27 protein-coding genes are annotated in these 26,729 nt (G+C 70.0%); 19 read left to right on the plus strand and 8 right to left on the minus strand.

The window, feature by feature from the left end:
• Positions 1–51: 51 nt before the first annotated feature.
• Together ACTRO_RS28595 and ACTRO_RS47570 are read right to left on the minus strand one after the other, a co-directional pair.
• Entirely contained in the window at positions 52–531 is a 480-nt protein-coding gene (locus ACTRO_RS28595) for a hypothetical protein (protein ID WP_051451533.1), read from the minus strand.
• A 408-nt stretch (positions 532–939) separates the two neighbouring features.
• Positions 940–2,052 carry a helix-turn-helix domain-containing protein gene (locus tag ACTRO_RS47570; RefSeq protein ID WP_157436509.1) on the minus strand — a complete coding sequence of 371 codons (1,113 nt, stop codon included), beginning with the start codon at positions 2,050–2,052 and terminating at the stop codon, positions 940–942.
• Positions 2,053–2,281: 229 nt separating this feature from the next.
• Between ACTRO_RS47570 and ACTRO_RS28605 the strand changes: the two genes are divergently transcribed.
• The 3 genes from ACTRO_RS28605 (at position 2,282) to ACTRO_RS28615 (ending at position 3,946) form a co-directional block, all read left to right on the plus strand.
• A complete protein-coding gene (locus tag ACTRO_RS28605) occupies positions 2,282–2,677 on the plus strand; it encodes a hypothetical protein (protein WP_157436510.1) in 396 nt (131 codons plus the stop codon).
• 73 nt (positions 2,678–2,750) lie between these two features.
• Entirely contained in the window at positions 2,751–3,284 is a 534-nt protein-coding gene (locus ACTRO_RS28610) for a hypothetical protein (protein WP_157436511.1), read from the plus strand.
• Between the two features lie 290 nt (positions 3,285–3,574).
• The gene (locus ACTRO_RS28615; RefSeq protein ID WP_157436512.1) at positions 3,575–3,946 is read left to right on the plus strand and encodes a hypothetical protein; all 372 of its coding nucleotides are present in this window, start codon (positions 3,575–3,577) and stop codon (positions 3,944–3,946) included.
• A 711-nt stretch (positions 3,947–4,657) separates the two neighbouring features.
• On the opposite strand, the gene ACTRO_RS28620 is transcribed toward ACTRO_RS28615, so the two are convergent.
• The 5 genes from ACTRO_RS28620 to ACTRO_RS28640 all read right to left on the minus strand — a co-directional run bounded on the left by ACTRO_RS28620 (position 4,658) and on the right by ACTRO_RS28640 (position 8,968).
• Positions 4,658–6,193 (minus strand): site-specific integrase, encoded by a 1,536-nt coding sequence (locus tag ACTRO_RS28620; RefSeq protein WP_034268010.1) that lies wholly within the window; start codon positions 6,191–6,193, stop codon positions 4,658–4,660.
• A gap of 138 nt (positions 6,194–6,331) precedes the next feature.
• On the minus strand, positions 6,332–6,715 hold the full coding sequence (locus ACTRO_RS47575; protein WP_051451534.1) for a helix-turn-helix domain-containing protein: 384 nt from the start codon (positions 6,713–6,715) through the stop codon (positions 6,332–6,334).
• 281 nt (positions 6,716–6,996) lie between these two features.
• On the minus strand, positions 6,997–7,209 hold the full coding sequence (locus ACTRO_RS28630; RefSeq protein ID WP_034268013.1) for a helix-turn-helix domain-containing protein: 213 nt from the start codon (positions 7,207–7,209) through the stop codon (positions 6,997–6,999).
• Positions 7,206–8,225, minus strand: a complete 1,020-nt coding sequence (locus ACTRO_RS28635) for a TRM11 family SAM-dependent methyltransferase (RefSeq protein ID WP_211244440.1) — start codon at positions 8,223–8,225, stop codon at positions 7,206–7,208. Before ACTRO_RS28635 ends, ACTRO_RS28630 begins: the two co-directional genes overlap by 4 nt.
• A gap of 23 nt (positions 8,226–8,248) precedes the next feature.
• Positions 8,249–8,968, minus strand: coding sequence for a hypothetical protein (locus ACTRO_RS28640; protein ID WP_034268016.1), 720 nt, complete (start codon positions 8,966–8,968; stop codon positions 8,249–8,251).
• A gap of 375 nt (positions 8,969–9,343) precedes the next feature.
• Here ACTRO_RS28640 and ACTRO_RS28645 point away from each other — a divergent pair, with 375 nt between their 5' ends.
• The 15 genes from ACTRO_RS28645 (at position 9,344) to ACTRO_RS28715 (ending at position 25,201) form a co-directional block, all read left to right on the plus strand.
• Complete coding sequence (locus ACTRO_RS28645) at positions 9,344–10,237, plus strand: hypothetical protein (protein WP_034268019.1); 894 nt, start codon at positions 9,344–9,346, stop codon at positions 10,235–10,237.
• Between the two features lie 274 nt (positions 10,238–10,511).
• The gene (locus tag ACTRO_RS28650) at positions 10,512–10,793 is read left to right on the plus strand and encodes a pilin (protein ID WP_245594518.1); all 282 of its coding nucleotides are present in this window, start codon (positions 10,512–10,514) and stop codon (positions 10,791–10,793) included.
• A gap of 239 nt (positions 10,794–11,032) precedes the next feature.
• Positions 11,033–12,847: a hypothetical protein gene (locus ACTRO_RS28655; RefSeq protein WP_034268023.1), complete on the plus strand. Its 1,815-nt coding sequence runs from the start codon at positions 11,033–11,035 to the stop codon at positions 12,845–12,847.
• Entirely contained in the window at positions 12,847–13,770 is a 924-nt protein-coding gene (locus ACTRO_RS28660) for a PrgI family protein (protein WP_084316593.1), read from the plus strand. The genes ACTRO_RS28655 and ACTRO_RS28660 overlap by 1 nt, the downstream gene beginning before the upstream one ends.
• A 44-nt stretch (positions 13,771–13,814) precedes the next feature.
• Positions 13,815–15,452, plus strand: coding sequence for a VirB4 family type IV secretion system protein (locus tag ACTRO_RS28665; protein WP_169739958.1), 1,638 nt, complete (start codon positions 13,815–13,817; stop codon positions 15,450–15,452).
• 31 nt (positions 15,453–15,483) lie between these two features.
• The gene (locus ACTRO_RS28670) at positions 15,484–17,973 is read left to right on the plus strand and encodes a type IV secretory system conjugative DNA transfer family protein (protein ID WP_051451536.1); all 2,490 of its coding nucleotides are present in this window, start codon (positions 15,484–15,486) and stop codon (positions 17,971–17,973) included.
• Positions 17,970–18,977, plus strand: coding sequence for a replication-relaxation family protein (locus tag ACTRO_RS28675; RefSeq protein ID WP_051451537.1), 1,008 nt, complete (start codon positions 17,970–17,972; stop codon positions 18,975–18,977). The genes ACTRO_RS28670 and ACTRO_RS28675 overlap by 4 nt, the downstream gene beginning before the upstream one ends.
• Before the next feature lie 19 nt (positions 18,978–18,996).
• Positions 18,997–19,611, plus strand: a complete 615-nt coding sequence (locus tag ACTRO_RS28680) for a hypothetical protein (RefSeq protein WP_157436513.1) — start codon at positions 18,997–18,999, stop codon at positions 19,609–19,611.
• A 745-nt stretch (positions 19,612–20,356) separates the two neighbouring features.
• Positions 20,357–20,968 (plus strand): hypothetical protein, encoded by a 612-nt coding sequence (locus ACTRO_RS28685; RefSeq protein WP_034268027.1) that lies wholly within the window; start codon positions 20,357–20,359, stop codon positions 20,966–20,968.
• A gap of 301 nt (positions 20,969–21,269) precedes the next feature.
• On the plus strand, positions 21,270–21,827 hold the full coding sequence (locus tag ACTRO_RS28690; RefSeq protein ID WP_034268030.1) for an SPDY domain-containing protein: 558 nt from the start codon (positions 21,270–21,272) through the stop codon (positions 21,825–21,827).
• A 212-nt stretch (positions 21,828–22,039) separates the two neighbouring features.
• Positions 22,040–22,438, plus strand: a complete 399-nt coding sequence (locus ACTRO_RS47580; RefSeq protein ID WP_157436514.1) for a hypothetical protein — start codon at positions 22,040–22,042, stop codon at positions 22,436–22,438.
• Between the two features lie 101 nt (positions 22,439–22,539).
• Positions 22,540–23,004, plus strand: coding sequence for a hypothetical protein (locus ACTRO_RS28700; RefSeq protein WP_157436515.1), 465 nt, complete (start codon positions 22,540–22,542; stop codon positions 23,002–23,004).
• Positions 23,001–23,501 (plus strand): hypothetical protein, encoded by a 501-nt coding sequence (locus ACTRO_RS28705; RefSeq protein ID WP_034268038.1) that lies wholly within the window; start codon positions 23,001–23,003, stop codon positions 23,499–23,501. Before ACTRO_RS28700 ends, ACTRO_RS28705 begins: the two co-directional genes overlap by 4 nt.
• 146 nt (positions 23,502–23,647) lie before the next feature.
• Positions 23,648–24,232: a hypothetical protein gene (locus ACTRO_RS28710; RefSeq protein WP_034268041.1), complete on the plus strand. Its 585-nt coding sequence runs from the start codon at positions 23,648–23,650 to the stop codon at positions 24,230–24,232.
• 105 nt (positions 24,233–24,337) lie between these two features.
• Positions 24,338–25,201, plus strand: coding sequence for a DUF2637 domain-containing protein (locus ACTRO_RS28715; protein ID WP_034268044.1), 864 nt, complete (start codon positions 24,338–24,340; stop codon positions 25,199–25,201).
• 90 nt (positions 25,202–25,291) lie between these two features.
• Here the strand turns inward: ACTRO_RS28715 and ACTRO_RS28720 are convergent, their stop codons facing one another.
• Complete coding sequence (locus ACTRO_RS28720) at positions 25,292–25,999, minus strand: helix-turn-helix domain-containing protein (RefSeq protein WP_157436516.1); 708 nt, start codon at positions 25,997–25,999, stop codon at positions 25,292–25,294.
• A 235-nt stretch (positions 26,000–26,234) separates the two neighbouring features.
• Between ACTRO_RS28720 and ACTRO_RS44070 the strand changes: the two genes are divergently transcribed.
• On the plus strand, positions 26,235–26,729 hold the full coding sequence (locus ACTRO_RS44070) for an ATP-binding protein (RefSeq protein ID WP_051451539.1): 495 nt from the start codon (positions 26,235–26,237) through the stop codon (positions 26,727–26,729).

Here is a 26,729-nt window from a genome sequence, read left to right on the forward strand (position 1 = left end):
CGGTGGATTGCGCGTGGGCGGGCGGGCTGGTGGAAATAATGCCGGGAGCGGTCAGCCCTGCTCCGGACCCGGCCGGTGAGGGTCCGGAGCGGAGCCGATCGTCACGTCACGCATCCTCAGCGCGGCTGCGGACCCGCCTTCGGCGTGGATGTGCACGCTGCCCTTGATGGCCTGCCCCTCGCCCGAAGCCGACGCCCCATCGCCGGCAGAAGCTGCGGCGGCCTGCAGTTCTGTCACCAGGTTGTTCAGGGCATGGGCGAAGTCCTGGTCGTGCTCGACGGCGTCCTCGAGGGAATCGGTCAGGCGGCGCCGTGTGCGCTCCGAGGGCTCGGTCTGCCCGGCCTCGGCCTCTTCCCGGGCCCGCTCCAATGCGGAATCCTGTCCGAGCTTTTTGCTGACCAGCTCATGGAGGTGGTCCATGCCCGCGTCCAGGCTCCGATCGACTTCGGCGTCTGCCCGGCCCGCCACGTACTTGGCCTTGCGTACAAGCCAAGCAAACATGTACCCGACCGCGACCTCGATACCTGTCATCTCCCGCCCCCCGCCATAGTGACTATGCATCAGAGAGTAGCGACTGCGTCGGCCCGCCGGGAGATGCCAGCGAGATGCGGCCCAGCTGTGGCACGTCAAGAAGGATTCCGGCCTGTCCGCCCCGGTCGGCGCCCGATCAGCAGCCAGGCCCGATGAAGACTCCGGCGCTCACGGCCTGGCCAGCGACCTGCAACCCCGCGCGCCCAGCACCCTACGAGTGCACATCACTTCGGACATTCGTGCAGACGGCTTCGGAAACTGACACCTCCATCCGGAGCCGCCTTCCCCGATCGATTTTGGATCATGATTCTGGCCTTTGATATGCGACCTTACCATGGGTCAGATGTTGATCAGCGGCGGTTTGTCCCCAACAGGAGGCAGACGCACGTGTGGTCTCCAAAGCATGTGTTAGGGGGTGCAGGTGAGTCGGACTTCTGACGCGGTGAGTGGTGCGTTGGCGGATGGTAGGTTGTCGCCGCGTTGATCGGTCAGCATGAGGTACGCCATGCCGGTGGTGTAACCGTGCGGCGCGTCGGTGTACCAGGAGTCGGTGTAAGTGGCCTGATCGATGGTGAAGGCGTTCGCGTCGACCCAGTCCCCGACGACGACGCCGTTCGTCCAGTCGTAGGTGGCGTTGTACTTCGACAGAGGGCTGTCGGCGATGTAAATGTGGAACGTGCAGGGGACGCCGGAGGGGACGTCGAAGAACTTCCATACGTAGTCGTTCTGCCACTGGTAGCGGTTGGCCTCGGTACTGGGCTGGGAATACAGCACCGCGTTGGTGCAGTCGGGGATCGACCAGTGGGGCTCGTGTGACGTGGTCGCCACCCAGGCGTGCTCGAGGTCCACGCTGTTCTCCGGCTCGACTTGGGCAACTTGTTCGTGCTGCCCGGCGGCAAAGACCATGATGCAGCCTGGCCCGGTCGTCTGGTCGTAGACGAACGGCCCGCCTCCTGCGGCGGCCTCGGATTCGGTGGGACTGGTCTCTGTTTGGACCACGGGGGTGGGGGCCCGGTGGCCATACAGGCTCAGAGAAATTGCGGCCGCGGCACCCAGCGCAAGACTCACTCCCAGCAGCGGAAGGCCCGCCATCCGCCGCTGAGCTCTAGGGCGCGGCCGCGCGGCGGGATCGGACCGGCTGAGCACGAACGCGGCGCGCGGAACGGGATAAGCCTGCTCCAACGCTCGGACCGGCGGCAAAGGGCTCGCTAGCACCAGCTCTGCGCCGGTCGCATGCTGCGGCCGCTCCTCTGGCGCGGCTTCGAAAAGCTCGGCATCAAGCTCGCTGCGCGCCTGCGCCAGCCGCTTGCTCCACCACTGCGCCTCACCACCGCACGCCCGCACGAAGGCTGCCATCACATGTTCGGACGGCAGCTCATGACCAGCCACAGCGGCCGCCAAGGCACTTTTCGACGCATCACATCGCAGCGCCATCTTCCAGAACGGCAGCTCACCGGCTGCGGCCCGCAGGGCCCGCAGCTCACACGCGAAACGTTCGACCACCCCGCCGGCCGGGTCCAACGGCCTCATCCTGCGCCCCACGAAGTCCTCCTACTGTTCGATCTGGACAATCACACGTACCGAATTGTCCAGAACACTATGCACTGGACAATCAGACCCCTTCAATAGGTCGCATCGGGGCGCGGTCGAGCGACTCTGGCACAGACCGACAACGAAAGGCATCCACATGAAGCTGAGGAACATTTCAATGCTTGGCGCGGCCACCGCAGTGGCCGTCTTAGGCGCAAGTGTGATCGCCGCGGCACCCGCCCAAGCCTCCACCGGGGGTGGCTACTCGGGCTGGAGCGGCGAGTTCGGAGCCAGCTTCTCGCAGGTGCGAAGTCGCATCTGGGTATCCGGTAGCACGCTCTACGGTGCGGTCTACTGGTCGCCGGTCCCGAGCGGCGCGGGGGACTCGTGCACGACGGACCTCAAGATCCGCGATGACACGACCGGCACGTTCGTCGAAGTCGTGGACAACAGCTGCGTCTCGACCGTAACGAAGACCTGGCGTCCCACCGCGGGCCACCACTACCACGTCTACGGGTACGTCAGCTACTCAGACCCTTGGAGTTGCGAGTTCGGTCCCGTAGCGAATTGCGCACCTCAAATCAACATCCCGAACAGCCCGGAGCTCTACGGCTGAAAGACGACGCCGTCCGCACGCGCATGACATGAGGTTTACATTTTATGAATCGGATCGTCCAACCGGAGTGGTCTTGAACAGTTTGCGCACCGCCGCATCCCTTGCCCTCGCCGCCGCGCTCGGCGGCATCCCGCTCGTCACGTTCGGCGCGCCGTCCGCTTCGGCGGCGGCCGGCTGCTCCACCCGTGGATGCGCCAGCTACGACCCCTACGCCGAGAGTTGCACAGCTGCCTCGTCCATCACGAAGACCTACACGTCCGGTGCCGCGGTGGCCACGGTGGTCAACGAGTACTCCTCCGTCTGCAAAGCGAACTGGGTCTTCGCGTACGAGAACACTTCAGCCCAGAACGCCGGCTGGACCCTCTCACTCTCCATCTCCACCACCGACTCCTCCGGCGCATCCGAGTCCATGTGTGGACCCAGCCCGATCCTGGAAACCGACCCTGGCTCGGCGAACATCATCGAGGTCTGTCGAGGCACCTACGGTGGCGCCACAGGCTGGCCGATGTGGACCGACATGGTCGACGGAACGAACAAGAGCTACGCAACGCTCAAGGTCTTCAGCTCTGCGGGAAAGACGATCGCCTCGGTGTCCGATCCGCAATAGCAGGGCGTATGCCGCATAACCCAGGCAGCAGCGTCCCTGGTCTCCAGTCGGTTAACTGCGCCGTCGACTCGCGGTCGCGGCCGACCAGGCGACCCGCTCCACTACACACCGCGCGCAGGCTGCGGGCGGGCGGCCGAGGCCGCCCGCCGCGAACAGTCCCGAGCTCTACGGCTGAGCGAGGACACCTGCCACGAGTGCGCAGGTTCAGCATCCGGATGGGCGCTTCACTCCGCGAGTAAGTGGCGCCTGGACCGATAAGTGCTCACATCTACCCTTGGAGGAATTCCCACATGCATGTCCTGAGAACTGCTGGGTCCCGAAAGCGGCTCCGGGTCCTTGGCGTGTTCACGGCCGCCGCCGCGCTCACGATCGCGGCGCCGGGCGCCCAGGCTGCCGTCATCCACCCCGCCAGCAGCCCCGCCCTATCCGTCTGTAACTGGCACCCCGGCAACGACTCGCACGACCCCGACTTCAGCGGCACCGATCTCATCTACGGCTCCGGCTGCAGGGGCACTCAGGCCCTGTGGGGGGACTACGTGGTGGTCCACTGCTACACGTACAGCGGCGGACAGAAGTGGTACTACCTCTACGATGCCGCGAACGGGGTGACGGGCTGGGAGAACGCCAACAGCGTATCGGGCCTCTCCCCGCAAGCCTGCTGATACCGCAAGCAGCTCCAACTCCCGCCTCGCACGCCCCGATAGCCCGCTTCGGCCGGGGGTGCGAGGCGATAGCTGGTGGCCCCTCGAGCAGGGCGCATCGGCGCGAACGGCAAGCCGACTGGAAGAAGTCCCAAGCGCACCGCGCAGCCTCGGCCGGAAATATCCTCAGCCGCGGGCGGTGCGGCCGGGCCGGGCCGGGTCCGCCCGCGCCGTGCGGACGCGGTCGAACGGGAGGCGGAGGATCATCGACGGCTACCGCTACCACCCCTGGGACCTGGTGTAGGCGCCCACGGGGAAGTCGGGCTAATTATGGATCGGCAGGCCGACGAGCCAGAAGAGCATGTTTCATCACCCAGCCAGCTGGCTCAAGCGAGTATCGCCGGGCTCGTACAGCAGCGCCGCCAACAGGTCATATCCGGGCCTGGCTCGACGAGAACCCGTGGTGACCGCAAAAACGGCCAATGTCCGGATTCGTGAGATCTGGCAGGCGAGAGGCCAGGGGTAAGTTTCCTTGGCTCCGCAAGAATGGGTCCCCGGCTCAGGTTCTGAGCCGGGAACCCTTCGTAGGCCCTTGTCCTACTGATCCGGGCCAGCCGCCGTGCGCGGCCGCATGGAGGCGGTTGCGCGGGTGGACGGCGTGCGGGCGGCCCGGGGCCGGTGCGGTTTGCTCGGTCGTCCGTAGCTGTTGCGTGCCTGTGTGGTCCTCGCCTGTTACCAGTGGTTCGAGTCCGTGGTGTCGTCGGTGTTGTTGAGGGCGAGTTGGTCGGCGATGCCGTCGGAGACGGAGCGGAGGACTTCGTCGGTGACGGTGGTGTAGAGGTCGCTGGTGATGGATTCGCTGGCGTGTCCGAGCATGGCGGAGACGTCTTTCATGGCGGCGCCTGCGGATCGGGCGAGGGTCGCAGCCATGTGGCGCAGGTCGTGGAAGCGGATGGGGGGAAGGTCTGCTTCCTTGGTCAGGAGGCGGAACTGGTCGAGGACCCATTCGGGTTTGAGGTGGCCGCCGTCGGGGTCCTGGAAGATCGGCAGGGCGTCGTGCCATTGCCAGCCCATCTCGGCGTAGAACGCCTGCTGCTGCTTGCGCAGCCTGGCGAGGTCGACCAGTACGGCTCGCGGGAGGAACACGGTGCGTTCGCCGGCCTCGGTCTTGACGGGCGCGACGGTGATCTGTCTGCCGTATTGGACGACCTGTTTGCAGATGGTCAGGCCGCCGGTGGCGAAGTCGAGGTCGACCCAGCACACCGCGATGCTCTCGCCGCGGCGAGTGCCGACGCACATCACGAGTGTGGCCATGTGTCCGACCGGGTGCGCGCGGGTCCGTTTGATGAACTGGCGGCCCTGGGCGGCGGTCCAGACCATGACGGTGCTGGGGGTGGCGCCGGTGCGCTGCCATTCGCGTACCCGCGGTTCGGTCCAGAGCATGGCGATGGCTTTGCGGGCGTGGGGCAGTTCGATCAGGGATGCGACGTTGATCAGGGTCGGGTAGCGCTTGCGGGCGCAGTTCAGGGCGGCGCGCAGGGCGGCGCGGATCCGGTTGAAGGTGACCGGGCCTGGGACGGGTTCGAAGTTGCCAAGCTGTGTGCGCTGTGCGCGGGCGAGCCGGGCTCCGGCGTGATCGCCCGCTGCCCGCAGGTCCTTGGCGACTTGCGTCAACTCTTTGCGGAGCGTGTTACGTTCCTCGGCTTCCGTCGCGGCCTGCGCGTACTGGGTGAAGGCTTCCTGTACCTGTCCGACGCGCAGGCGGGAGAGGCGGATGTGGCCGAGGGTGGGGACGAGGTAGGTCTCGACGTAGAGGCTGTAGTTGCGCAGCGTCGCCTCGGCCCAGATGCTGCGGCGTTCTTGCAGCCAGGTGCGCAGGAAGTCGGCCAGGAGGGGGTCTTCGTCCAGCGGGGTAGCGAGCTTGATCTTGGCGCGGAGCTCGTCGGTGCTGGGCAGCACGGCGCCTTCGCGCAGGAGCGGCTTGATCAGCTGGGCGATCTGGTGGCGGGCTCGGCCGGGTTCGTCGGCGTCGGCGGCGACCTCCAGCAGGTCCTTGATCTTCTTGAGGGTCGCGGCGGCCTTGTCCTTCGTCTCGAATCCGGCGCGGCGCAGGTGGACGCGTTCGCCGGCGGCGTCGGTGTTCACCTCCAACTGCAGGGTCCAGGATCCGTGGCCTGGAGTCCTTTTGAGTTTCGGGCAACTGGCGCCCACCAGCTTTCCGTCGCTGTTCTTGCAGAAACAGCGCTTGTAGAGCGCTCCGCTGTTCATCGTCTGGCACCTGTCCGTGCGGGGGGTCGGTCGGTTGTGCGCCCTGTTGTCTTCGGCCCGCTCGTTGGCCGCCCGGGCCGGGAACCCGCAGTGGCCTGCGGGTTTCCGGCCCGGGATGGGCTTAGGGGCTTAAGGTGATCAAAGGGCGCGTGGTCCATCGACGCTCGCTCGGCCGACGGGGCGCAACCCCGGGCGCGGAGGTTCTCCGGCCGTGCGCGTGCGGCCGGTCACCGCCCCGGCCCCGGCCGCCGCCGCATCGCCCGCTGCGGCTCCGGCCGCCGCTGCGTGCATGGCGGGTGCGGAGGCGGGCGCGGTGATGCCGAGGTAGGCCAGCAGCGCCGTGGTCGGAACGCGCAGGCTGGTGCCGATCCGGTGAACCGGCACGGGGAACTGGTCGGCCTCGACGAGCCGGTAGGCGGTGCTCGGGCTGATGCCGAGCCACGCGGCGCTCGCCCGCAGCCCGAGGACGGGCGGGAGTGATGCGGCGTCGGCCAGCTTCGGGGTGTTCGCCGGCGAGTGCATATAGTTCAGTCTTCTTTCTAGAGGATCTGCTTGAGGATCTGGACGTCTTCGTACACGCTCAAGGGGCACGGGCAGCTCGGTGAGCACTGCGCTGCTGCGCCACGGTCGAGCCGTGACCGGAGTTATCTCGCCCGGTGTGAGTAGCAGGCGGCCGCTGTTGCGGTGGGCGAGGTTCTGCGGTGCTTCGAGTGCCGATGGTCGGTCTGACTATCGGCCCGATGTGGCCGGCCCTGCCATCGACAACCACCTCCTTGGCGGGAGTGTCGCTGGCACGCTGGTGATCAGCAGTCGATCCTGAGGATCTTGAGCAGCGGTACCGTCGGGACTCGCAGCGCCGTGCCGATGCGCACCACCGGTACCGGCAGGGCGTTCTTGGCGGCGAGCGCGTAGGCGGTGGTGCGGCCGATACCGAGGTACCTGGCGGCGGTAATCAGGTCGATCATCGGTGGCAGATCCTGCGCGCCGCTGATCGTGGGGGGCTGGGTCGCGTTCATGCCGACTGCTCCCGGCTGAGGATGATCAGATCTTCATGCTGGATGCCTGCGCGGGGGATGCCTGCGGCGATTGCGTCGCGTACGCCTTTGATCTGCATGAAGGAGAGGTGCGCGACGAGGCGCTCCTGGCTGCGGTAGCGGGTGGCGCCGCCGGTGCAGCCGCAGCCGCAGGAGGCGGGGTCCTCGAGGTCGGATGCCTCGCAGCGCGCCAGCAAAGCCGCACAGCGTTCGACCGGGACGAGCCCGGCTGCTTTGCCGGCGGTGATCACAGCTGAGGGCAGGTCGATCAGGACGCCTTCGCGTCGCCAGGGGCGGGCGGTGACCGCGACGTACGCCCCGGGGGCGAGCAGGGGCTCGGCGGCCTGGAGGATGCGGGTGAAGCCGGCGAGCAGTTCCCGCGGGGGCCGGTGGGCGAGGTTGCGTCGGTCGCGCGAGTAGCGCTGGTCGTACTTCTCGACCGGCCCGGCGTGCCCGGCGCGGCCGTCGACGTGGACTTGTCCGTGGCAGGACGGGCCGTAGGGCGGTGAGGTCAGCAGCAGCTTGACCCGGCCCCGCGCTGCTTCGATCAGCTGGTCGGGGAGGTGGCGAGCATCGGCGTTCCAGACGAATCCGGCGCCGGTCGCGCCCTCGGTGCGGGCGTGATTGATGCCGCGCTGCGCCAAGGCGGTCCACTGCTTCTCGTACTCGACGCCGACGGCGTTGCGCCCGGCGTGCATCGCTTCGATCAGGGTGGTGCCGATCCCGCACATGGGGTCCAGGACGAGGTCCCCGGGAGCGGTGTAGGTCTCGATGACGTGGCGCGCGATGGCCGGGAGCATGCGGGCGGGGTGTTTGACGCTCTCGGGCAGGTAGCGGCCTTGGCGTTGGGTCTTGGAGACCTGCTGTCCGGTGCACAGCACCGAGGCCGGGCGGACGGTGCGGCGCTCGGCCTCGCACCAGTGTTCCATCCCGGGCAGCGGCTGCTGCCTGTCGCAGGACCGAGACTCGTACGGTCGGTCGTGGTCGTCGAAGTGCATCTGCATCTCCAGTGTCGGCGCGGTTAGGCGAGGAAGGCGAGCAGGTCGGAGTGCACGCGGCGGTGGCGGGGCTGGATCTTCGCGTGGCGTGGCGGGTTGCGTTCGGCGCCGTCGCGGGCGGAGAGGGGTTCGGTCAGCAGCCGGGTGTGGACGATGACGAAGTGCTGGAGGTAGCCGAGTCCGGCGTGCCGGGCCTGCTGGACGTAGGGTCCGGCGGGGTCGAGCATTCCGGCCTGGTTGATCGCCTGGTGGGTGTGCACGAGCACGACGCCTCCCGGCCGCACGGCCTCGCGTAGCACCCGGAAGTACGCTGCGGCCGCCTCGGTCACGGCGGTCGGCTCGTACTCGAGCGGGTCCGCGATCACGAGGGCGGCGTCCAGGCCGGGGATCGGTTCGGCGCCGTGGTGGATCTGCCCGTTGTTCATCCACTCCGGCGCCCAGTCGGTGGGGATGACGTCGAGGTCGACGCGGCTCGGGCCGGGCCCGTGGCTGATGCCGAGGTTCCCGCCGTTCGGCAGAAACTGCGCGGCGATCCGTACGAGTGCCCAGGTGGGCAGTTCGGATTCGTCGACCACCGAGGCGCCGGGGCCTCCGGCCGGGGGCAGCCAGACGCTGTGGCTGATGCCGGGACTGCCTCCCTCGGGGACGAAGTGGCCCGGGTTCACGGTCGCGGGGACCCGGACCTTGACCAGGGTGCGGCCGAGGCCGGGGACCCGGTCATCGTTGTGGTTCTCGTGGTACATCGTCGGTCCTTCGTGGACCTGCTTGCGCCGTCCTGAGGGATCGGCACGACCCATAGAAGAAGAAGACCGGAGCCTCGGCCGGTAACCAGTCTCGAACCGCTCAAGGCCCGGGTTCACTCGCGCGGGTGAAGCTCCGGAAACTCGGTGTGCAGATCCGGTGTGCACGCGGTTCGCACACGGACCACGCCGTCGTCCAACCTCTGACATGTCGCCCGGTCGGCCCGTGCGCCCGGGTCCGCACATGGCCGCACATCGGTCTCAGGACTCGAAGTCGCACGGTTTTGCACACGGTCTGCACATGCGGTGGCCGAGAACAGTCCTCGCTGGAGGCACACCGCTCCCGGCCTCGCCTCTTCGGACAGGAAGACCACGCCCGTGAACCCGAACTTCCCTGCCATCTCCTGCGACCGCCCCGCCCGCCCCGGCCGGACCACGCGTAAGTCCGGCGACTGCACCCAGGCGCGCACCGCTCCGGCGTCGGCGGCGCGGGTGCGTCGCCTGGCTGCCGGGTCGGCGTATCCGCAGATCGCGGCCGCCCACGCCGCGGCGCTCTCGGTGATCGAGCGCGGAGACCTGCGCGCTGTTCCCGTCAGTGCACACGTGAGCGTGTCGGTGGCCGAGCTGCACAGGTTCCTAATCGCGCCCGAGCGCACGGGGGCCGAGGTGGATGCGGCGTGGGAGGTGCTGATCGATCGGGCCCGGCACGAGGGCGACTGGCAGCTTGTCGCGCTCGGGATCGTCGCGCCGCGCCTAGCCCAGATCGCCGCGCGCACAGCGGGGCGCGTGTACGTCGAGCTGCGTGAGGAGATCGCAGCCGCAGTACAGGGCGCGTTCACGGAGGCGCTGTTGACCGTGACTCCGGACTCGCGGCGCGGCCTGATCGTACATCAGCTGCTGCGTCGGGCTCAGGCGGCCGGACAGAAGGTGGTCGACCAGCGTCAGGCCGCGTACAGGCGCCAGCCCACCGAGACCGAGCGCGAGGATCACCTGCCGGCCCCGGGCTCGGTCGGCCGGGCCGCGAACCACCCCGATCTCGCGCTCGCACGGCTGGTCGGACGTGGCGTGATCACCAAGGATGAGGCGGAACTGATCGGGCGTCACCGCATCGAGGGGGCGACGCTGCGCCGGCTCGGGGCCGAGCGCGGCTGGTATCCGATGCAGACCACCAGGGCGCTGCGCGCGGCCGAACACAAGGTCGCCTGCGCGCTCGGGCACGTCCAGCGCGAAGCGGGCCGGGGTGCAGAGATGGGCGACACAGGGGTCTGCTGATCATTCTTTTGCCGGGTCAGCGTCCGGCGCTGTTACGGCGCCGGGGCGTCGTTCTTCTTCTACTACGGAGGCGCTTTTTATCGCCCCACGGTATCTGTCCGGCCGCCGCCGGCGAGGATCCCTCTCTGGGGCCTGCGACCGGCACGACCCAGCCATCCGCTACCAGCGAACAGCGGACCCGCCCGCCACCTCGAGAGTCAGCCCTCGCGGCGGCGGCCGGACAGGCACCCTCCCTCCTCTTGAATTCCCTTTGATCGTGGAAGGAGCCTGTCGCGTGCTGCTGTCCACCGCGGCCACCGCGCACCCGACCGTGCTGGCGGTCGCTTCGATTCCGCAGGTCATCACGAACATCACCAACGTGGTCGCCGGGTTGCTGGCCGGCGCGGCCACGCTGTCTCTGACCGTCGGGGGACTGCGGCATCTGCTGTCGGCCGGGGACCCGGGGGAGGTCTCAGCCGCCAAACGCGCCTATAAGGAGGCCGCGTTCGGCTACCTGATCGCGGTGCTCGCTCCGGCTCTGGTCGCCCTGCTCAAGACGGTCGTGGGGGCGAGCTGATGGGCGCGCCCCGCGACATTCGAGCCGGTATCAGGCTATTACCCCGTCGCCTGCCGGCACGCGTGGCCGTGCTCGGCGCCATCGTGCTCACGGCGCTTGCTCCCACCCTCGCGCGCGCCGACCCCCTGCCAGCACCGCCCCCGCCTACGTCCACGTCGGCGCCTGTAGTCACTCCGCCGGCTCCGACAGTGAAGCCCTCGACGGATGCGCACGGCTGTCCGATCCCTCCGGCCGGCCCGATGCGCGACGGCAAGCCGCTGCCAAATCCCCAGACCGGTGCGTCGCCGTCTCCGGAATACCCGAAGGCCGGGACTCCGGGCAACTGCCGTCCTGTTGCACCGAACCTGAGCAGGCCGCAGCAGATCCCGAACGCGAACCCGCTCGGGTCGGGGCCGTCGTGGTGGGATATCCCGGGCCAGATCGAGCAGGCCATCAACACGTGGATCGGGGATCTCGCGCAGGCCGCCCTCGCTCCGGTCTTGGGCCTGTTCACGGTGGCGCTGCTGACCGAGCCGGCCCTCACCAGCGGCCGGATCGCGCAGCTCTGGCAGGCAAACGTGGTGCTCGCGGACTCCTTCTATGTCCTCTACGTGCTCTTCGGCGGCCTGCTGGTCATGGGCTACGGCACGGTGCAGAACCGGTACACCGCCGGGCAGATCCTGCCGCGACTCGTGCTCGGCATCATTGCTTCGAACCTCTCGCTCCCGGTGATTGGGCTGGTCGTCGAGTTCACCGGCGCGCTGGCGGGTGCGCTGTGGGACCAGCCGCTGGATCCGGCCGGGGTGGGGGATCAGGTCGTCCAGGTGATCGTCGCTCTGATCCTGATGCCGGACGGGCTCACCCAGATCGTGATAGCGCTCTTCGCGCTCGTGATCTGTGTTCTCGCGCTCGCCGTTCTGGTCACGTGCGCCGCGCGGATCGCCGCGCTGATACTGCTCACGAGCCTGGCACCGCTGATGCTGGCCACGCACGCACTGCCGGGGATCGACGGGTGCGCGCGCCTGTGGTGGCGGTGCATGGCCGCGGTCCTGGGCACACAGATCCTCCAGACCCTGACGTTCATGCTGATGCTGCAGGTCTTTTGCGACCGGCACGCCGCGATCCTGGTGTTCCCCACCACCAGCGGGATCACCGACTTCCTGGTCGGGACGGCCCTGCTGCTCATCATGCTCAAGATCCCGGGCTGGATGAACCGCACGGCGCTCGGGCACTCCCCGCGCACGTTCATCGGCCAGGTGCTGCGTACGGCGGCTGTTGCCGCGGTCGGCTATCGGCTCGGGGTGCCCGGTGCCTACAGCACCCGTAGGCTGGCCAGTCGCATGGTCGTGAGCCGGATGCGTGGCGGCGGTTCCGGGCCGGCCGACTCGCTGCAGCTGCGCCCGCGAAGCCCACGCGGCCCCGGACCGGCGCCTGTCGGCGGGTACCGCCGGATGCCGGGGGCGGACAGCAGCGCGCTGATCCGTGCGGCCGCGCGAAACAACGGCGGGAACCTGGCGGCAGCGGCCCGGCAGGTTAATGCGATCGGTGCGGCGAAGTTGCCGCCCACAGGGGGAGCGGGCCCGAGTACCTCGCCGACATCGAGCAGCAGGCTCAAGCCGACCGGTGGGCGCGGGTTCGGATCCTCCCGCGGATCGCACGCCTCGGGGCAGCTGGCCCTGTGGCCGGTGCCGAAAGGACAGGTCGTGCCGCAGCCGTGGAGCGTGCCGCAGCCGGCCGAATCGACCTCCCCGCCCCCGGCTGCATCATGGCCGGGTCAACTCCAGCTTCCCGGGTTCCCCAGGACGCCGCCGCACCCCTCGGGTCCGTTCCCGACCCGGTGGCGCAACGTCCCGGCTTACACGATCCCGCGTGAGCATCGCGTCGCGCCGCCGCCGAAGCTCCCGGAGCCCAAGCCGTTGCTCGCGCCGCGCCCGCAGGACTTCCCCGGCCAAGCGCCGCTGATCACCGTTCGCGCGGCGAAGGCGCAGAGCAGCCAGCGCCCGCCCAAGCGCACGCGCCCGAACCTCGCCGTGCGCTTCCTCGCCCCCGACTTTCCCGCCGACGGAGACTCCTGATGAATCCCGCTACCCCGCGTCCGGTGCCGGTGCCTGCGAACATCGAGGTCGACGCGCGCCTCGCCGGGCCGTTTACCGCCCGGCAGTGCGCGATCCTCGCGGTCACCGCGGCGTTCGCGCTCGCCGAGGGCGAGGCTCTGCGCGCCATCTCGTGTCTCTCGCCCGTGGTCGTGATCGCCGCTGTGGCGCCGGTGGTGTTCGCGGGATGCCTGCTGGCGCTGGTCAAGCCCGGCGGCGTGTCGGCCGACCGGCTGCTGTGCGCCGCGATCAGGTATCTGCGGACCGCTCGCACGCGGGCCAGCGCTGCGCCGCGTGTCGCGCTACCCGACGGGGTCGCCCGCCTCGTGCCGCTCTATCAGCACATCGACGAACAGGACGGGGCCGGTGTCGTCGAGCTCGACGGCCAGGAGGCCGCCGTAGTGATCGAAGCGCGGCCGCGCTGCCTGCAGCTCGCCGACGCCGACGAGGCCCGCGCGGTGCTGGTGGCGATTGGAACCGTGCTGGCCGCGCAGTCCGGGTCCTTTTGCCTCTCCACGCTCACCGAGCGCGTCAGCCTGGACGAGCGTGCCCAGATCGCAGCCGAGACCGCCGAACTCCTCACCACACCCCAGCTCGCTGATCTCGCCAGACGGCAGGCCGAACACGTGCGCGACCTGGCCGGCGGCCGCGAGCTGTGGCACCGCAGACACCTGATTACGATCCGAGAGGCGGGTGCCGGGGCGCCGACTCGTGCCGCACATCGCGCCCGAGCCACGACGCAGTTACTGGAATCCTGCGGAATCAAGTCCCGTGTCCTGGATCCGGCCGAGTTGACCGCGCTGCTCATCGCAGCCTGCGCACCCGAGCGTTCTTTCCTTCCAAAACGCCTCGCGCCGCCCGGCCGTCCGGTCACGGCACGCCTCTTGATCTTGGAGCAGGAATGAGTGCCGTGGCGTCCCCGGCCGGTATCCACATCCATCCACGTTCTGTGGAAATCGACGGCGTCCACGCGACCACGTTGGCGGTGACCGGCTATCCGGCCGAGGTGCTGCCCGGCTGGCTCGAAGCGCTCACCGCGTATCCCGCGCGCCTCGACGTCGCCCTGCACGCCGAATCGGTCCCCCCACAGATCGCCGCGGACAGACTGCGCAGGCGCCGCACCCGGCTAGAAGCCGGGCGCCGCGAGGGTGCGGGCCGAGGCCGGATCGATGACCCACAGGTCGAATCCGCCGCCCAGGACGCGGCCGAGCTCGCCGGGCGCATCGCCCGGTCTGAGACGAAACTGTTCACCGCCGGCCTCTACCTGACCTGCTACGCGGAGTCGGCCGAGGATCTCGCGCACCTCGTCGGCGACGTGAAGGCGCTGCTCTCGGCCTCGCTCACGACCGTGCAATCACCGACGTTCCGCATCCTCGCGGCCTGGCAGGCCACGCTGCCGGGCGGACCGGACCGCATCGGGCAGGTCAGGATCCTCGATACCGCCGCGCTCGCGGCATGCGCGCCGCTGACCAGCCCCGAGATCGGCGACGAAGAATCGCTCTCGGTTACGGCCGTGTTCGCGGGGCTCTCGGCGGTCACCGGCGCTCCGGTGTTCCGCGACCGCTGGGCCGAGGTGAACCACAATAGCCTGATTCTCGGCGCGTCCGGGGCCGGGAAGTCGTACCTGGCCAAGACAGACCTAATCAGGGAGCTGTGTACGGGAACGGTCGGGACGGTGATCGACCCGGAGGGCGAGTACGTCGCGCTGGCCGAGGCCGTCGGCGGCCGGATCATCGAGCTCGGCCTGCCCGGCGGCGCGCTGAACGTGCTCGAGCTCCCGCACCCGGATGCGGCAGGGCCCTGCGAGCTGGCGAGCCGGGTGCTGGACCTGCACGCCCTGTGCGCGGTACTCATCGGTACCGAGCGCGCAGAGCGGCTGCGCCCGGCCTTGGACCGGGCCGCGATGAACGCCTACCGCACAGCCGGGATCAGCGAGGACACCTCGACCTGGGTACGCCCGGCACCGGACCTCGCCGCCGTCGCGCAGCAGGCGGCCGCAGGGTTCGACCCCGCTTCGATGGAACTGGCCGGGCTCCTTGAGCCGTATGCGGCCGGGTCGTACGCCGCGCCGTTCAACCGCGCAGAGCCTGAGCGCGAGGGCGAGGCGCCGCTGACGGTGTACACGCTGCGGCACCTGCCCGACGCGCTGCGACCGGCGGGAATAATGCTGGTGCTCTCGCGGATCTGGAGCGAAGCGCGTCGCGGTGAGCGCCGGCGGATGCTGCTGATCGACGAGGTCTGGCAGCTGCTTCAGGAGCCGGACGCCGCACGGTTCGTGCTGCGGTTAGCGAAATCCGCGCGCAAGTATCGGCTTGGGCTCTCCCTCGCCACCCAGGACGTCGGCGACCTTCTCGCTTCGGACCTCGGCACGGCGGTGGCGTGCAACGCGGCGATCCAGATCCTGCTCGGCCAGGCGCCCCAAGCCCTCGCGCGCGTCACCGACGCTTTCGACCTCACGGCGGGTGAGCGCGACTTCGTGGCCACCGCGCCGCGCGGCTACGCCCTGCAGCGCACCCGCGCCGGACGCACGGCCCTCGCCGTGATCGCCACCCCCGACGAAGAACCGTTCCTGCACACCGGCATCTGAACCCGCCGCCTAACCAGAGAAGGCCGCACCCATGATGAACCTGCACACTGACCCCTTCGCTGTGCTCGCCCCGGCCGGCTGGCTGACGTCCGCACTGCGCGAAGCGAGGGCTCTGGCCATCCGGGACTGGCCGCAAGTCTCGATCACCGCCGCATTCTCGGCCTACAGCGCGACCGCGACCGTGAGCCGGACACGCCGCCACAGAAGGAACCAGCTGCTGACCGGGGCACGCGTGCTGGAGATCGCCTGCCCGCCCGAATCCTCCCCGTCAGGTGCGGTCACGCTGTGGAGCAACCTGCTCGGGCTGCACCGGCCCCGCTCCGCCCGGCTCATCCACGGCCAGCCGCACGTCGCGTTCGAATACGTCTTCACCGGCCGTGAGCTCTCGATCCGGATGTGGGTGCCCGGCCGGGTCCCGCCGCGGATGGTCGAGCGCGCGATCGAGGCGGCCTGGCCCGGCGCCCGCGCGAAAGCACTCGACCTGCCCCTCTCCCCGCTGCCCCCGGCCGGCCCCGGCGACGCGGTGACCGGCGGGCGGCTCGTGCTCGCGCGTACCGAGGCGCTCCCGTTGAACGTCAAGCACGACGCCGATCCCCTGCGCGCCTTGATCGGCGCGGGAACTGCGCTGGGTGCGGGTCAGGGTGCGTGCGTGCAGGTACTGGCCCGACCCGCCTCCAGCCGGCGGGTCGCGCGTGCACGCCACCGGCTACGCCGCCTGGAAGGCAAGCAGTACGCCACGGCCACATCCATGCTCTTCGACACCCTTACTCCCGGCCGCGCCGACGGCGCCAGGCCGAGCGCGTTCATGGACGCGCGCCTGGTCGCCGACGCCCGAGCCGCAGCCGGCAAGCTCGCCGGCCCCCTGTACGAGGCGGAGATCCGCTACGCCGCTCTCGCCCCGGGCACCGACCGCAACAGCATCCACCGGAATCAGCGCGTGTGCCGCCGCACCTGCGACGGCGCCCCGATGGCCCAGGCCCGCGGTACCGCGCACGCGCTGGCGTCGGCCACCTGCGTGTACGCCGAGCGCAACTTCCTGCGCCGTCGCCGACTGCCGGACCCGGCCCGCCGTGTCCAACTGCGTGACATGGACCGTAGTCAGCTCTTCTCGGTCGCCGAACTCGCCGCGCTGGCGCATCTGCCGTGGGACGTCAACGCCCCGGGACTAACCAGGGCCGGTGCCCGGGCGACCGCGCCCGCCCCGGCGCTGCCCACGGGCGGTGACGGCGGCGCGAAAGTGCTCGGGGACGCGGATGCGGGTCCGGCGCGAGCGGTCGCGCTTCCGGTGGCCGACGCACGCCAGCACGTGCACATGCTGGGCAAGACCGGGTCGGGCAAGTCCACGCTGCTGGTGAACCTGATCCTGCAAGACGCCGAAGCCGGGCGCGGCCAGGTCGTGATCGACCCGATGGGCGACCTCGTCAGCAATGTCATCGACCGGCTACCCGGTGCGGCACTCAACCGCCCGGTCGTGCTGTTCGACCCCTGCGACGAGACGGTGCCGGTGCCGCGGGTGAACATGCTCGACGGCGCCGAACCCTACCTGGCCACGGACCACCTGGTCGGGATCTTCTCGAAGATCTACAGCGGGTTCTGGGGGCCGCGCACCGACGATCTGCTGCGCGCAGCCTGCCTGACGCTGATGCAGGCGGACCGGGCGCGGGCGGACCTGCCGTTCCCCACGCTGGCCGAGGTACCGGAACTCCTGACAGACGCGCGGATCCGACGCCGCTACACCGACGCGCTCCGTTACGACCGACACCGGGTTCTGCTGAACTTCTGGGCCGGCTACGAGCAGCACTCCGAGGCAGCCCGCGCCCAGCTCACGGCGCCTCTGCTCAACAAGCTGCGCGGGTTCCTGATGCGCGACTACCCGGCCAGGGTCATCGCGTCCGGGCCCACCGACATCGACATGCAGGCCGTGCTCTCCGGCGGGCTGCTGCTCGCGCGGCTGCCCAAGGGCGTGCTGGGGGAGGAGACCTCGCGGCTGCTCGGCAGCTTCCTGATCGCCAAGACCTGGCAGGGCGCCACCGCCCGCGCGGCCCTGAGCCCGGATACGCACCGGCCGGACGCGACGCTGATCGTCGATGAGGCGCACACCTATCTCAACCTGCCGCTGCGGGTGGAGGACATGCTCGCCGAGGCGCGCGGCTACCGCCTCTCGCTCATGCTCGCGCACCAGGACCTCGGGCAGCTGCCGGCCGCTATGCGGGAGGCGATCTCCGCGAACGCCCGCAGCAAGATCTACTTCAATACCTCGCCCGAGGACGCCGCGAAGCTCGCCAAGCACACCTACCCGAACCTCGGCGAACACGACCTGTCCCGACTCGGCGCGTACCAGGCCGCCGTCCGCCTCGTGGTCGGCGGAGACGAACAGCCCGCGTGCACCCTGGCGACCAGACCCATGCCGCCGGCCATCCCCGGCCGCGCAACCGAGCTACGTACGCGACTGGCCGGCAACGGCGGCCCTTCCGAGACCACCAGCAGCACCGGCACCACCGAGCAGGAGGTACCCTCATGACCCGCACCCACGCCGGCAATGACACCGCCGTCCCCCTCGAGCCGCCCGCAAAGAGACGCGGTGGCTCGAGCAACTACCCGGCGCCCGTCGACGGCCTCGCCTACATCCTGTTTCGCACGACACCTCGGGACCGGTGGCTGCTCGCGATGCTCGGCGAGCACCGGCTGCTGACCGCGATGCAGATCCACGCCCTGGCCTTCACCCGTGCCCGCACCATGAACTACCGTCTGGCCCAGTTGCGCGAGCTCGGATTGCTCGACCGGTTCCGGACGCTCAGTGCCTCCTGGTGCGGGGCGCAGTGCTACCGCTACATCCTCGGCCCGCGCGGTGCGCTGCTGGCCGCGGCCGCGCACGACATGACCCCGAAGGAATACGGATACAACCACGCGAAACTGCTGCGGCAAGGCGCGCGCCCGGATCTCGCGCACACCATCGGGCTGACCGACGCACTCGTCTCCCTAGCCGCACGCGCGCAGCTCGCGGCGTGGTGGAACCAGTACACGTGCATGAGGCTGTGGGGGGATCTGATCCGCCCCGACGCCTACGCGGTGCACCGAGACCCGATGACGGAGAAGGAGTTCGGGTTCTTCTTCGAGCATGACACCGGCAGTGAACACCTGCCGCAGCTGGCCGAGAAGAGCGCGGGATACGCGCGCTACGCGGCGGCCTACGGCGGGTACCGCCCGATCCTGATCCAGCTGCCCGACACCGAACGCGAACACCGGCTGCACGGCAGACTCGCGAAGACCCCGAACGCGGCCGGGCTGCCGATCGCCACCACCGTCACCGCCCCCGCCGAACGCTCCACCGCGCAGCTCCACGAACTCGGCGCCCAGCTGGCCGGACCGGCCTGGAGGCCGCTCGGCGAGGACACGCGCCTGACGCTCGCGCAGATTCCCGGCCACTTCACGGACCGAGGGATCAAGCTCCTCGCCCCGCTCATGGATGACCGCGCAGTGCGCGCCCCGGTCCCCATCGCGCCGAAACTCACCAGCCAGCGGTAGCTCTCAAAGGGAGATGTGCGTGCTTGCCAGAGCCGGGATCGCCGCCGGTGCACTCGTCCTCTGCTTCCTGCTGCTGATTGCAGCCGTAGCGGCCGCAGTCTTCAGCCTGCTCAGCGGCGGATTGCTCGGCTCCGGCGACCTCGGCGGCACCCCGCAGCTCAGTGACGACTACGGGCCGATCACCTGCCGCCTCGACGGCGGCATCCACGGCGGCGGGCTGAACCTGAGTGCGCAGCAGGCCGCCAATGCCGCCGTCATCAACCAGGTCGCTCTCGACGACGGCATCGCGCCGTCCGGCCGCGCCGTCGTCATCGCGCTGGCCACGGCGATGCAGGAATCGAGCCTCTACAACCTCGACCACGGCGACCGCGACAGCCTGGGGCTGTTCCAGCAACGCCCGTCCCAGGGCTGGGGCACCCCCACGCAAATCATGAACCCCGCCTACGCGGCCGAGCAGTTCTACATTCATCTTCAGCGCGTCCGGTCCTGGTGGAGCATCCCGCTGTGGCAGGCCGCCCAGGCCGTACAGCGCTCCGGCCTGCCGACGGCATACCAGAAATGGCAGCGGAAAGCCGAGGTCCTCCAACAATTCCTCGCAGCCGACCCCGACATCTGCGGACCCGCTAAAGAATGACCGCAGGCGACGCGTTACGCGCATCCGGCCGCGAAATCCGCCGTGAAGAACCTTCGCCGCCCAGGGGTATTCATACGCCCACGATATTCGACGAACCGCTATCGTTGAAAGCATAATGCGGCCCCGGCAAAACGGGTCCGACCATCAATTCGGCCGTCGCGTCTACCGCCCCCGGCCTTCCGACGCTGCCGAGCCCCAGGGCCGTAGCCTCTGGCGGCAGCCGACCGAGAGAGGGAAGAGACGAGGAAGCGAATCAATGTACAGCTACCCAGAACCCGCTCGCCCTGACCTCCACCCTGAGCCCGGCGCTGAGCCCCGCCCTGGGCTCCTCGCTCCTGAAGGAGGGGTAGGCATCTGCATACGCACAGTTCGGCGGCCATGTGCAGGGCGCGCCCGGCCGGGACTGATAGGTCGTAGTCGACCTATCTGCGCGATACAGCCCGCCCCGCGCATACAGCCTCCGGCGCACGCAAGCCGCTCGCATCCCCTCTGTCCTCATCCCCGCCCCCTCCAGCCCGCCGGCGCGGCCGGCGCCGCGACGAGCCCGAGTCTGGCCGGATCCAGCGACGAGCCGGGCGACACCGAACGCTGATACTCGGAGCCCGGAATTCCTATTTCCCGGCGTTTCCGAGAATCATCCGAAGGACGTACCCGTATCAGTTGACTTCGTTAATTGCGCGGGAATAGCGTCCATGGCACCGGTTGACCCGACCGGCCCGCGAATCAATGGAAAGCGAGTACTGACATGAGCGACACGACCACCGCCGCACCGGCCAACCCCTATACGGCCATGGCCGCGCCCATCCGCGCGGCGTTCACCGCCGCTATGAGCCCGTACACCAACGCGGAGGCCACCGCCCCGGCCGGACTGACCGGCATCCTGATGGAGGCGGTGACCGCCGCCGAACCGACCGCGGAGTTGATCGGCATGCTGTGCCAGCTGCTCACTGCGGCCGAGCCGGACGCCGAGACTCTCTCGATCATGCACCGGGCCATGGGCGCGGCACTGGGTCTGGGCACCGCCCCGGTACCGGCCCGGGCCGTGCGTACCGGGGCTGCGGCTTCCCGCCCGGCCTCGACCGGTACGGGCGGCGGTGCTCGCCCGGGGTCGATCGGCGCACGGATCCTGGAGGTGTTCGCCGCGAGCCCCGGCGCGCAGTTCACGGTGACCGAACTGGCCCACGAGCTGGGTAACGGCACCGGCGCCACGGGCGCGGCCATCTCGGGTCTGATCAACCGGGGCGAGATCGTCATGGCGGGCGAGCACCCCCGCCGCTACACGGCACCCGCAGCCACGCCCGCCACGGCGGCCGCTTCCCCGGCCGACGGCGAGGAGGACGCGCCCGCCGCCGCGTAGCGACGCACGACAACGGAACCGGCCGCGCCTACCCTTAATAGGCGCGCCCGGTCCGGTCGTACCCTACCGGCCCAACTCACGCCCCACCCGCAGGTTCCGCCCTCGGCGTGCCCGCCGCCGCTTAGCCGTTCCACGCAGGCCGAGCCGATTCTCGAGCCGTCCAGCCGAAATCCGGCGCGTGCCATCTCGACCCGTCGCGGTCCCCTGATCTCCTGCCGCCTTGCCCCGACCCTGCTTCCCGGCGTCGCGTGGTGGCGGGTGCCCTGAAACACATCACCCTTCAGTAAAGGAATGCTCTGTTATGACTTCTACCCGTACCCCTGCCCGCACCGGCCGTCGCACCGGCGGCCCTGACGCCCTCGTCGCCGAATCGGCCCCGGACCACACCACCGCCCCTGCCGCTGTGCGCATGGTGCCCGCGTATGCGGCCGGTTGCGGCCTGCCCGAGACGGCCCTTAACGCCGGTGCCGAGTTCCGTCGCGGGCAGGATGAGAACGAGACCGGCTGGGCCGTCAGCCCGGACGGTCACCTGCGCGTCGAGTTCGCGCCCGAGTCCAGCCGCTACGCGGGCAACCCGATGGGCGGGCTGTGGCTGGTCACCTACACCGATCCCGAGGCGCCGCGGGGCGGGTGGCGCGCGCAGTTCGGGGACAACTGCCCCGCCGAGGCGATCGCGGCGTTCGTCAAGGCCCTGGCGATCCCCGGCGGCCTGGACCCCGACCGCGCCGATACGGACCAGGCCGAGGCCCGGATCACCGTCGAGATCAGCACCGGTATCGCTGAGGCGGCGGCGGAAGAGCAGGCGCAACCGGACACGCAGCCGGAGCCCGCCCAGGCCACCGCTCCCGCCGACCGGTAGCGGCCACGCCGCACCCGCCGCCCGGCCCTATGTTGACGGGCCGGACGGCGGGCCCGCCACGGCCCCGCCCTACCGGCTCACCGCAGCCGCTGCGGGCAGCTGAGCCGGTCACCTCCCGCCGCATATCAGAGGGCCGCGAATCCAGGCACGGTGCGCCTTCCCGCTCCTGCCCTATCTCCCCTGTTCACGCCGAACCTTCCTGGAGCCATGCCATGACCGACCGCGACGCCGGGTCGCAGTACACGCAGACACCGCCCCAGCCTCCCCGCTCAGGGCCCGTACCACCGACTCGCACGCAGCTGCGTGCCGCGGCCGCATGGGTCACGACGCTGGCCCACCAGCACCGCGCAAGGCTGGCTGAGAGCAGCCTGCCGCTCGTGCAACCGGACCTGCACTGGCTGCTGCGCGCCCACATCGCCCCGGCTTTCACGCTCGCCGGCCTGCACCTCGGCCCGGCCTCGCAACGGTGCGTGCTGCGGCTCGTGCTCGCCGCCCTGCAGGACGCCGCGGCTGTGCGTCCCGCGGAACTCGGCTTCTACCTGGAGTCGGTCACGACCGCGCAGCAGCTGGAGCTTCTCGCCGTCGCTCACCGGTCTCTGGCCGACGCATGAACCGCTCCGGAGCGCGCGAGCGGGCCCCGCCACGGCCCCGCCGTCCGCACAGCACAACCTGATCTGCGAATGACTCGAACTGGAAAAGGAGAACCCCGACCTTGAACACGACCTCTACCCCACACGCTGCCGCTCCCGATCTGCGGGGCTGGCTCGAACGGGAGGGTTGGACGATCGAGCAGCCCTGCCCGTGCACTCCCGCGTCCACCACGCCGCCGTTCCGCGCGGCGTCGCCGTGCGGACGCTTGGTCCTGGACGCCGCGGACCCGTACGAGACCGGCCGCTACATCTACAGCCTGCGCCCCGCCTCCGGCCTCGGGTCGTGGGTGCTGGCCATGGCGGAGGAACCGGCGCCCTCGGTCCTGGACGCACTGCGCGATGCGCTCGACGACGTCGCGGCCGCATCAGAGGCCTGCGGTACCGAGTCGCCCAGGCAGGTGCCCGAAGGCCTCGACGTCCTCGACCTCGCTCTGCGTCAGGTCCCCCGAGAAGTGGTCGCCATCTACCTGCACGTCGGCGAGTGCGCCGACGCCGCCGGTAGCGGCGAAGCGGAGGAGGGCCGGTGAACCGCCCGCACGTGACCGCCCGGGAAGCCGAGGAACTGTTCGAGCGCTGGTATGACAGCGTCGCGCATCGCGTGCGCGAGGCCGCCGCGAAGGCCCGGGGCCGCCGCGACCGGCACCGCAGCGACCTCGAGGACCTGCACCGCGACCTCGGATCGGTGGAGTTGCGCTGGCTGCTCGAGCCCGAGCCGGAAGCCCGGCCCGGCACTGCGGGCCAAGCGGTGGCCGAGGCAGACAGGTTCCTGGCCGAGGCCGAGCAGCACCACGCCTGGGGCGCGCACAAGGCCGCGATCGTCTGGCTCCAGCAGGCGTACATCGCCGCGAACCAGGCCCTCGAGTGGGCCGAGACGACCGCGTCGCCCGAGGTGCGTTACGAACTCGCCGACGGCCCTCTCCTGCCGGGGCCCGGGCCACGCTTGCGAGCCGATTCCGATACGGACCGGCCCGATGATCCTGACGGCCCCGGCCCGCGCCTGCAGATCCCCCACCAGCGCAGCTGATCCTGGGCCCATCGGGGCGACCGGCCTGTCGAGGCGCAAAAGCGCGGACCGGACTCAGGCTAAGTGAGTCCGGGCCGCGCCCGCCCACGCTACCGGTTCCGCCTTCTTCGTCCGTCGAACGACACAAGGAGAAGGACCGCTTCACCATGAACCACTGCTCCAACAACGTTCCACCCCCCAGCCAGGAAAGCCGAGCCCTGATCACCGCGCTCGTCGGTGACGGCTGGGAAGTGTGGTACACGGCTCCGCGCCCGCAGGTACAGACCGCACGGCTCGTCAGCCCGGACGACCTGCTGCACATGACCATCGACCAGAACATCCTCGACGGATCCGCCCACATCCGCATGGGCATTCTGCCCGGCGGCAGCGGCGAACCGGCGCACTGGCGCGCCTGTGATCCCGCGCCGTCCTCCGCGTTGTGGCGGGCGGCGGCGCGCGCCGCTCTCCACGCGCAGGACGGGACACACCGACCCGCCCTCTACCCCGGGGAGGTGCTCGTGCGACTGGGCTGGGTGTACAGCAAGACACGCCGGGACGGGCGGGTCGTGGAGGAGTACACCTGCCTGTCCACCAACCGGAGCCTGACCTATCACTACTCGGCGCGCGGCGCGCCCGCGCTATGGACCATCACCCGGCCCGAGACCTCGATCGGCGTCGCGGTCACCGCTGCGGAACCCTACGCTCTGCCCGCCCTCGTGCTCGCCCTGATCCTCGAGGCACCCGATAACTAATCAGCCTGCAGATACACAGCCCGGCCCGGAGCGGTGACCGCCCGAGCCGGGCTCCTCGCTCGGATCGGCCGCACAAACACAAACCCGACCAGGCAGGAGAACAGATTGCAGTCGGCACACCCGGTCCACAGCCCGTGGGTCAGCAGGACACATCTCGTCGCGCTGGCCGTCGCCACGCTCCTGGCCGGCGCCATCGCCGGCATCGGCATGCTCGCCTCCTTCCACACGGTCAGCACACGGATTCGGCCGAGTTTCAAGGGCTGGGCCTGGACCGTGCCGGTCACCCTCGATGCGAGTATCGCCTCCTTCAGCATCCTCGAGCTCGTGCTGCTCAGGCTGGCGTTGCCCCACATCCTGGCGAGGATCGCGGTCTACGCCGCCACGGCCGCCACCGTCTACCTCAACACCCGGGACATTACTGCTGGAGGCGACCGCGCCCAGCTGATCGCGCACGCCGCGATGCCCTGTGTCTGGGCGCTGTACATCGAGCTCCTGCGCAGCGGAGCCGCCGCCCTCACCCGCCGCGAACGACACGACGCCGAGCACCCCGTCCTCGCCCTCCTGCTCGCACCCAAGCCGGTCCTGGCCGACTGGAGGCGCGGCATCCTCGCCCCGGCCGCGCCGTCGCGGCCGCGCGTGCCGAAAATGTCCGCTGGGTGCGGACATTTTCGTCCGCGCCCCGACCTGCACGTACGTGCCGTGCGCGATAGTGCGGACATTTTCCCCTCACCGGATCAGCAGACCGCCCAGACCGCTGCGCCACCAGTCTTGGACGGCTCGCCGGCATCGACCCTCTCTGCTCCCTTACCTGCGGATCAGCCCTCGCGCGTCGGCAAGGGCCGCGGGCTGACCGGCCGCCCCGCCGTCCTCGACCTCGCCCACCGCCAACCGGAACTGAGCAGCGCACAGATCGCCGAGCGGCTGAACCTCGCCCCCCGCACCGTGCGCCGCCACCTCGGGGGCCGGTAAGCCACGGCCCTGCCGCCGGTCATCCACACGTCACAGACACCGCGCGTACGCCCCGTTCCAGGGCGTACGCGGTGCCGTTATGCGCATCGACTACTCCGGGTCGTGCGCCGCCGTGAACCTCAGCGGCGCCTGACACGAGCACAACGCTTCGCCCTTCGCAGCCAGCCGCTTGCACGCGTTGACCACCGCGCCCTGCGATCGACCGCCAAGCATCCGCGCCAACTGCAGCGGGCTGAGCTCCTCTTCGGGTCGTGACCGCAGCAGCTCGAGCACCAGCTCCTGAAGCCCGCCAGCCGCCAGCCGCGGCGGGGCAGCGTCCCGGCGCGGTCCCGGCGAGGCCGGAGGCGTTGAGCTCGCGGCGTGCATCCGTGCCGACTGTCGGGATGGCGGAGGCGTCGGCATCGACGGCTCCGCTGTCTGCAGCTTCGCAGCGGCGCCTGGCTCCCTTCTCGGTTCGAGCGTTGCCAGCGATGTCTCGTACGCCTCGGGCACCGGCGACCAGAGATCCGGCGTGCTCGTCTTCACATCACCGCGCTCGCGTCGGGCCCAGCCCGCCCGCTCGAGTTGACCGAGCACCCGGTTCGCCGATTCCCGTCCGGTCCCGACGGCGTTAGCGAGCTGCCGCGCGGTGACCGCGGATTCCGCCGCGCACAACACGGCCCACACACCCCGCGACACCGGGCCGCCCGACACACCCCCGGGCCACCCGTTCGGCGCGGGGCCGCCACGCCCCACAGCGGCGCGTACGGCCCCCGCCGCCGCGCCCGTGCCGCCCCGTCCCTCCGCGTGATCGAACATCGCGTAATCCGCCTTCCCGTGCCGCGTGATCCGGGGCCGACCGGCCCCGCGACCACATGCACGCTCGGCCCGCATACGGCGTCAAGACCCTTCGTCACACCCCCGCGCGCGGCATCACCCGATCCGGTGAACGGCGGCGAAGAACCTTGGTTGCCCATCCCCGTGCGGACGGCACCACGACGTCGTGCGGCCGCCCCGGCCGCGCCGCCGCCGCACCGCACGGAAAGGGCCGACCATGCCCGAGCGCCCCGCCCTCCCAGCAACGCAGACCACGAACGAGCCCGGAGCCTGCCCCGCCGCCTGCCTCGCCTCGGATCGTTCCTGGCGCGAGCTGACCGCACCTCTCGCGGCGGACGACCGCGCCGCCGTCAGCGCGCTGCGCCACCTCGCACACTCCGCGCTCACCGCGTGGGGAGTCACCGCTGAACAAGCCGAGGATGTGGTCGTGGTCCTATCCGAACTGGTGACCAACGCGCTGCGCCACACCGACGGCCCCACTCGCGTCCGCCTGCGCGGCCACGCCGACCAGCTCATCCTGGACGTCGCCGACACCAGCCTGTCCCTGCCCGATTTCGAGACCGGCCCCGACGATGACGAGGACCAGCCGCACGGCTTCGGCCTGGCATTGATCGCCTCGTACCTGGCCGAGACCCTCATGGTCACTCAGCATCCCGAATGCGGGAAGACCGTCACAGCTACCTTCACGATCAAAGCGGCCGCTGAACGCTGA

The organism is Actinospica robiniae DSM 44927, from assembly GCF_000504285.1.
GTDB lineage: Bacteria > Actinomycetota > Actinomycetes > Streptomycetales > Catenulisporaceae > Actinospica > Actinospica robiniae.

Bases quoted from the DNA above. Each gene is read 5' to 3' on its own strand.
- ACTRO_RS28620 (WP_034268010.1), bottom strand. From the start codon at position 6,193: ATGAACAGCGGAGCGCTCTACAAGCGCTGTTTCTGCAAGAACAGCGAC.
- ACTRO_RS28710 (WP_034268041.1), top strand. From the start codon at position 23,648: ATGAACCACTGCTCCAACAACGTTCCACCCCCCAGCCAGGAAAGCCGA.
- ACTRO_RS47580 (WP_157436514.1), top strand. From the start codon at position 22,040: ATGACCGACCGCGACGCCGGGTCGCAGTACACGCAGACACCGCCCCAG.
- ACTRO_RS28670 (WP_051451536.1), top strand. From the start codon at position 15,484: ATGATGAACCTGCACACTGACCCCTTCGCTGTGCTCGCCCCGGCCGGC.
- ACTRO_RS28640 (WP_034268016.1), bottom strand. From the start codon at position 8,968: ATGTACCACGAGAACCACAACGATGACCGGGTCCCCGGCCTCGGCCGC.
- ACTRO_RS44070 (WP_051451539.1), top strand. From the start codon at position 26,235: ATGCCCGAGCGCCCCGCCCTCCCAGCAACGCAGACCACGAACGAGCCC.
- ACTRO_RS28655 (WP_034268023.1), top strand. From the start codon at position 11,033: ATGCGCGACGGCAAGCCGCTGCCAAATCCCCAGACCGGTGCGTCGCCG.
- ACTRO_RS28595 (WP_051451533.1), bottom strand. From the start codon at position 531: ATGACAGGTATCGAGGTCGCGGTCGGGTACATGTTTGCTTGGCTTGTA.
- ACTRO_RS28720 (WP_157436516.1), bottom strand. From the start codon at position 25,999: ATGTTCGATCACGCGGAGGGACGGGGCGGCACGGGCGCGGCGGCGGGG.
- ACTRO_RS28690 (WP_034268030.1), top strand. From the start codon at position 21,270: ATGACTTCTACCCGTACCCCTGCCCGCACCGGCCGTCGCACCGGCGGC.
- ACTRO_RS28675 (WP_051451537.1), top strand. From the start codon at position 17,970: ATGACCCGCACCCACGCCGGCAATGACACCGCCGTCCCCCTCGAGCCG.
- ACTRO_RS47575 (WP_051451534.1), bottom strand. From the start codon at position 6,715: ATGCACTCGCCGGCGAACACCCCGAAGCTGGCCGACGCCGCATCACTC.
- ACTRO_RS28615 (WP_157436512.1), top strand. From the start codon at position 3,575: ATGCATGTCCTGAGAACTGCTGGGTCCCGAAAGCGGCTCCGGGTCCTT.
- ACTRO_RS28635 (WP_211244440.1), bottom strand. From the start codon at position 8,225: ATGCACTTCGACGACCACGACCGACCGTACGAGTCTCGGTCCTGCGAC.
- ACTRO_RS28685 (WP_034268027.1), top strand. From the start codon at position 20,357: ATGAGCGACACGACCACCGCCGCACCGGCCAACCCCTATACGGCCATG.
- ACTRO_RS28630 (WP_034268013.1), bottom strand. From the start codon at position 7,209: ATGAACGCGACCCAGCCCCCCACGATCAGCGGCGCGCAGGATCTGCCA.
- ACTRO_RS28660 (WP_084316593.1), top strand. From the start codon at position 12,847: ATGAATCCCGCTACCCCGCGTCCGGTGCCGGTGCCTGCGAACATCGAG.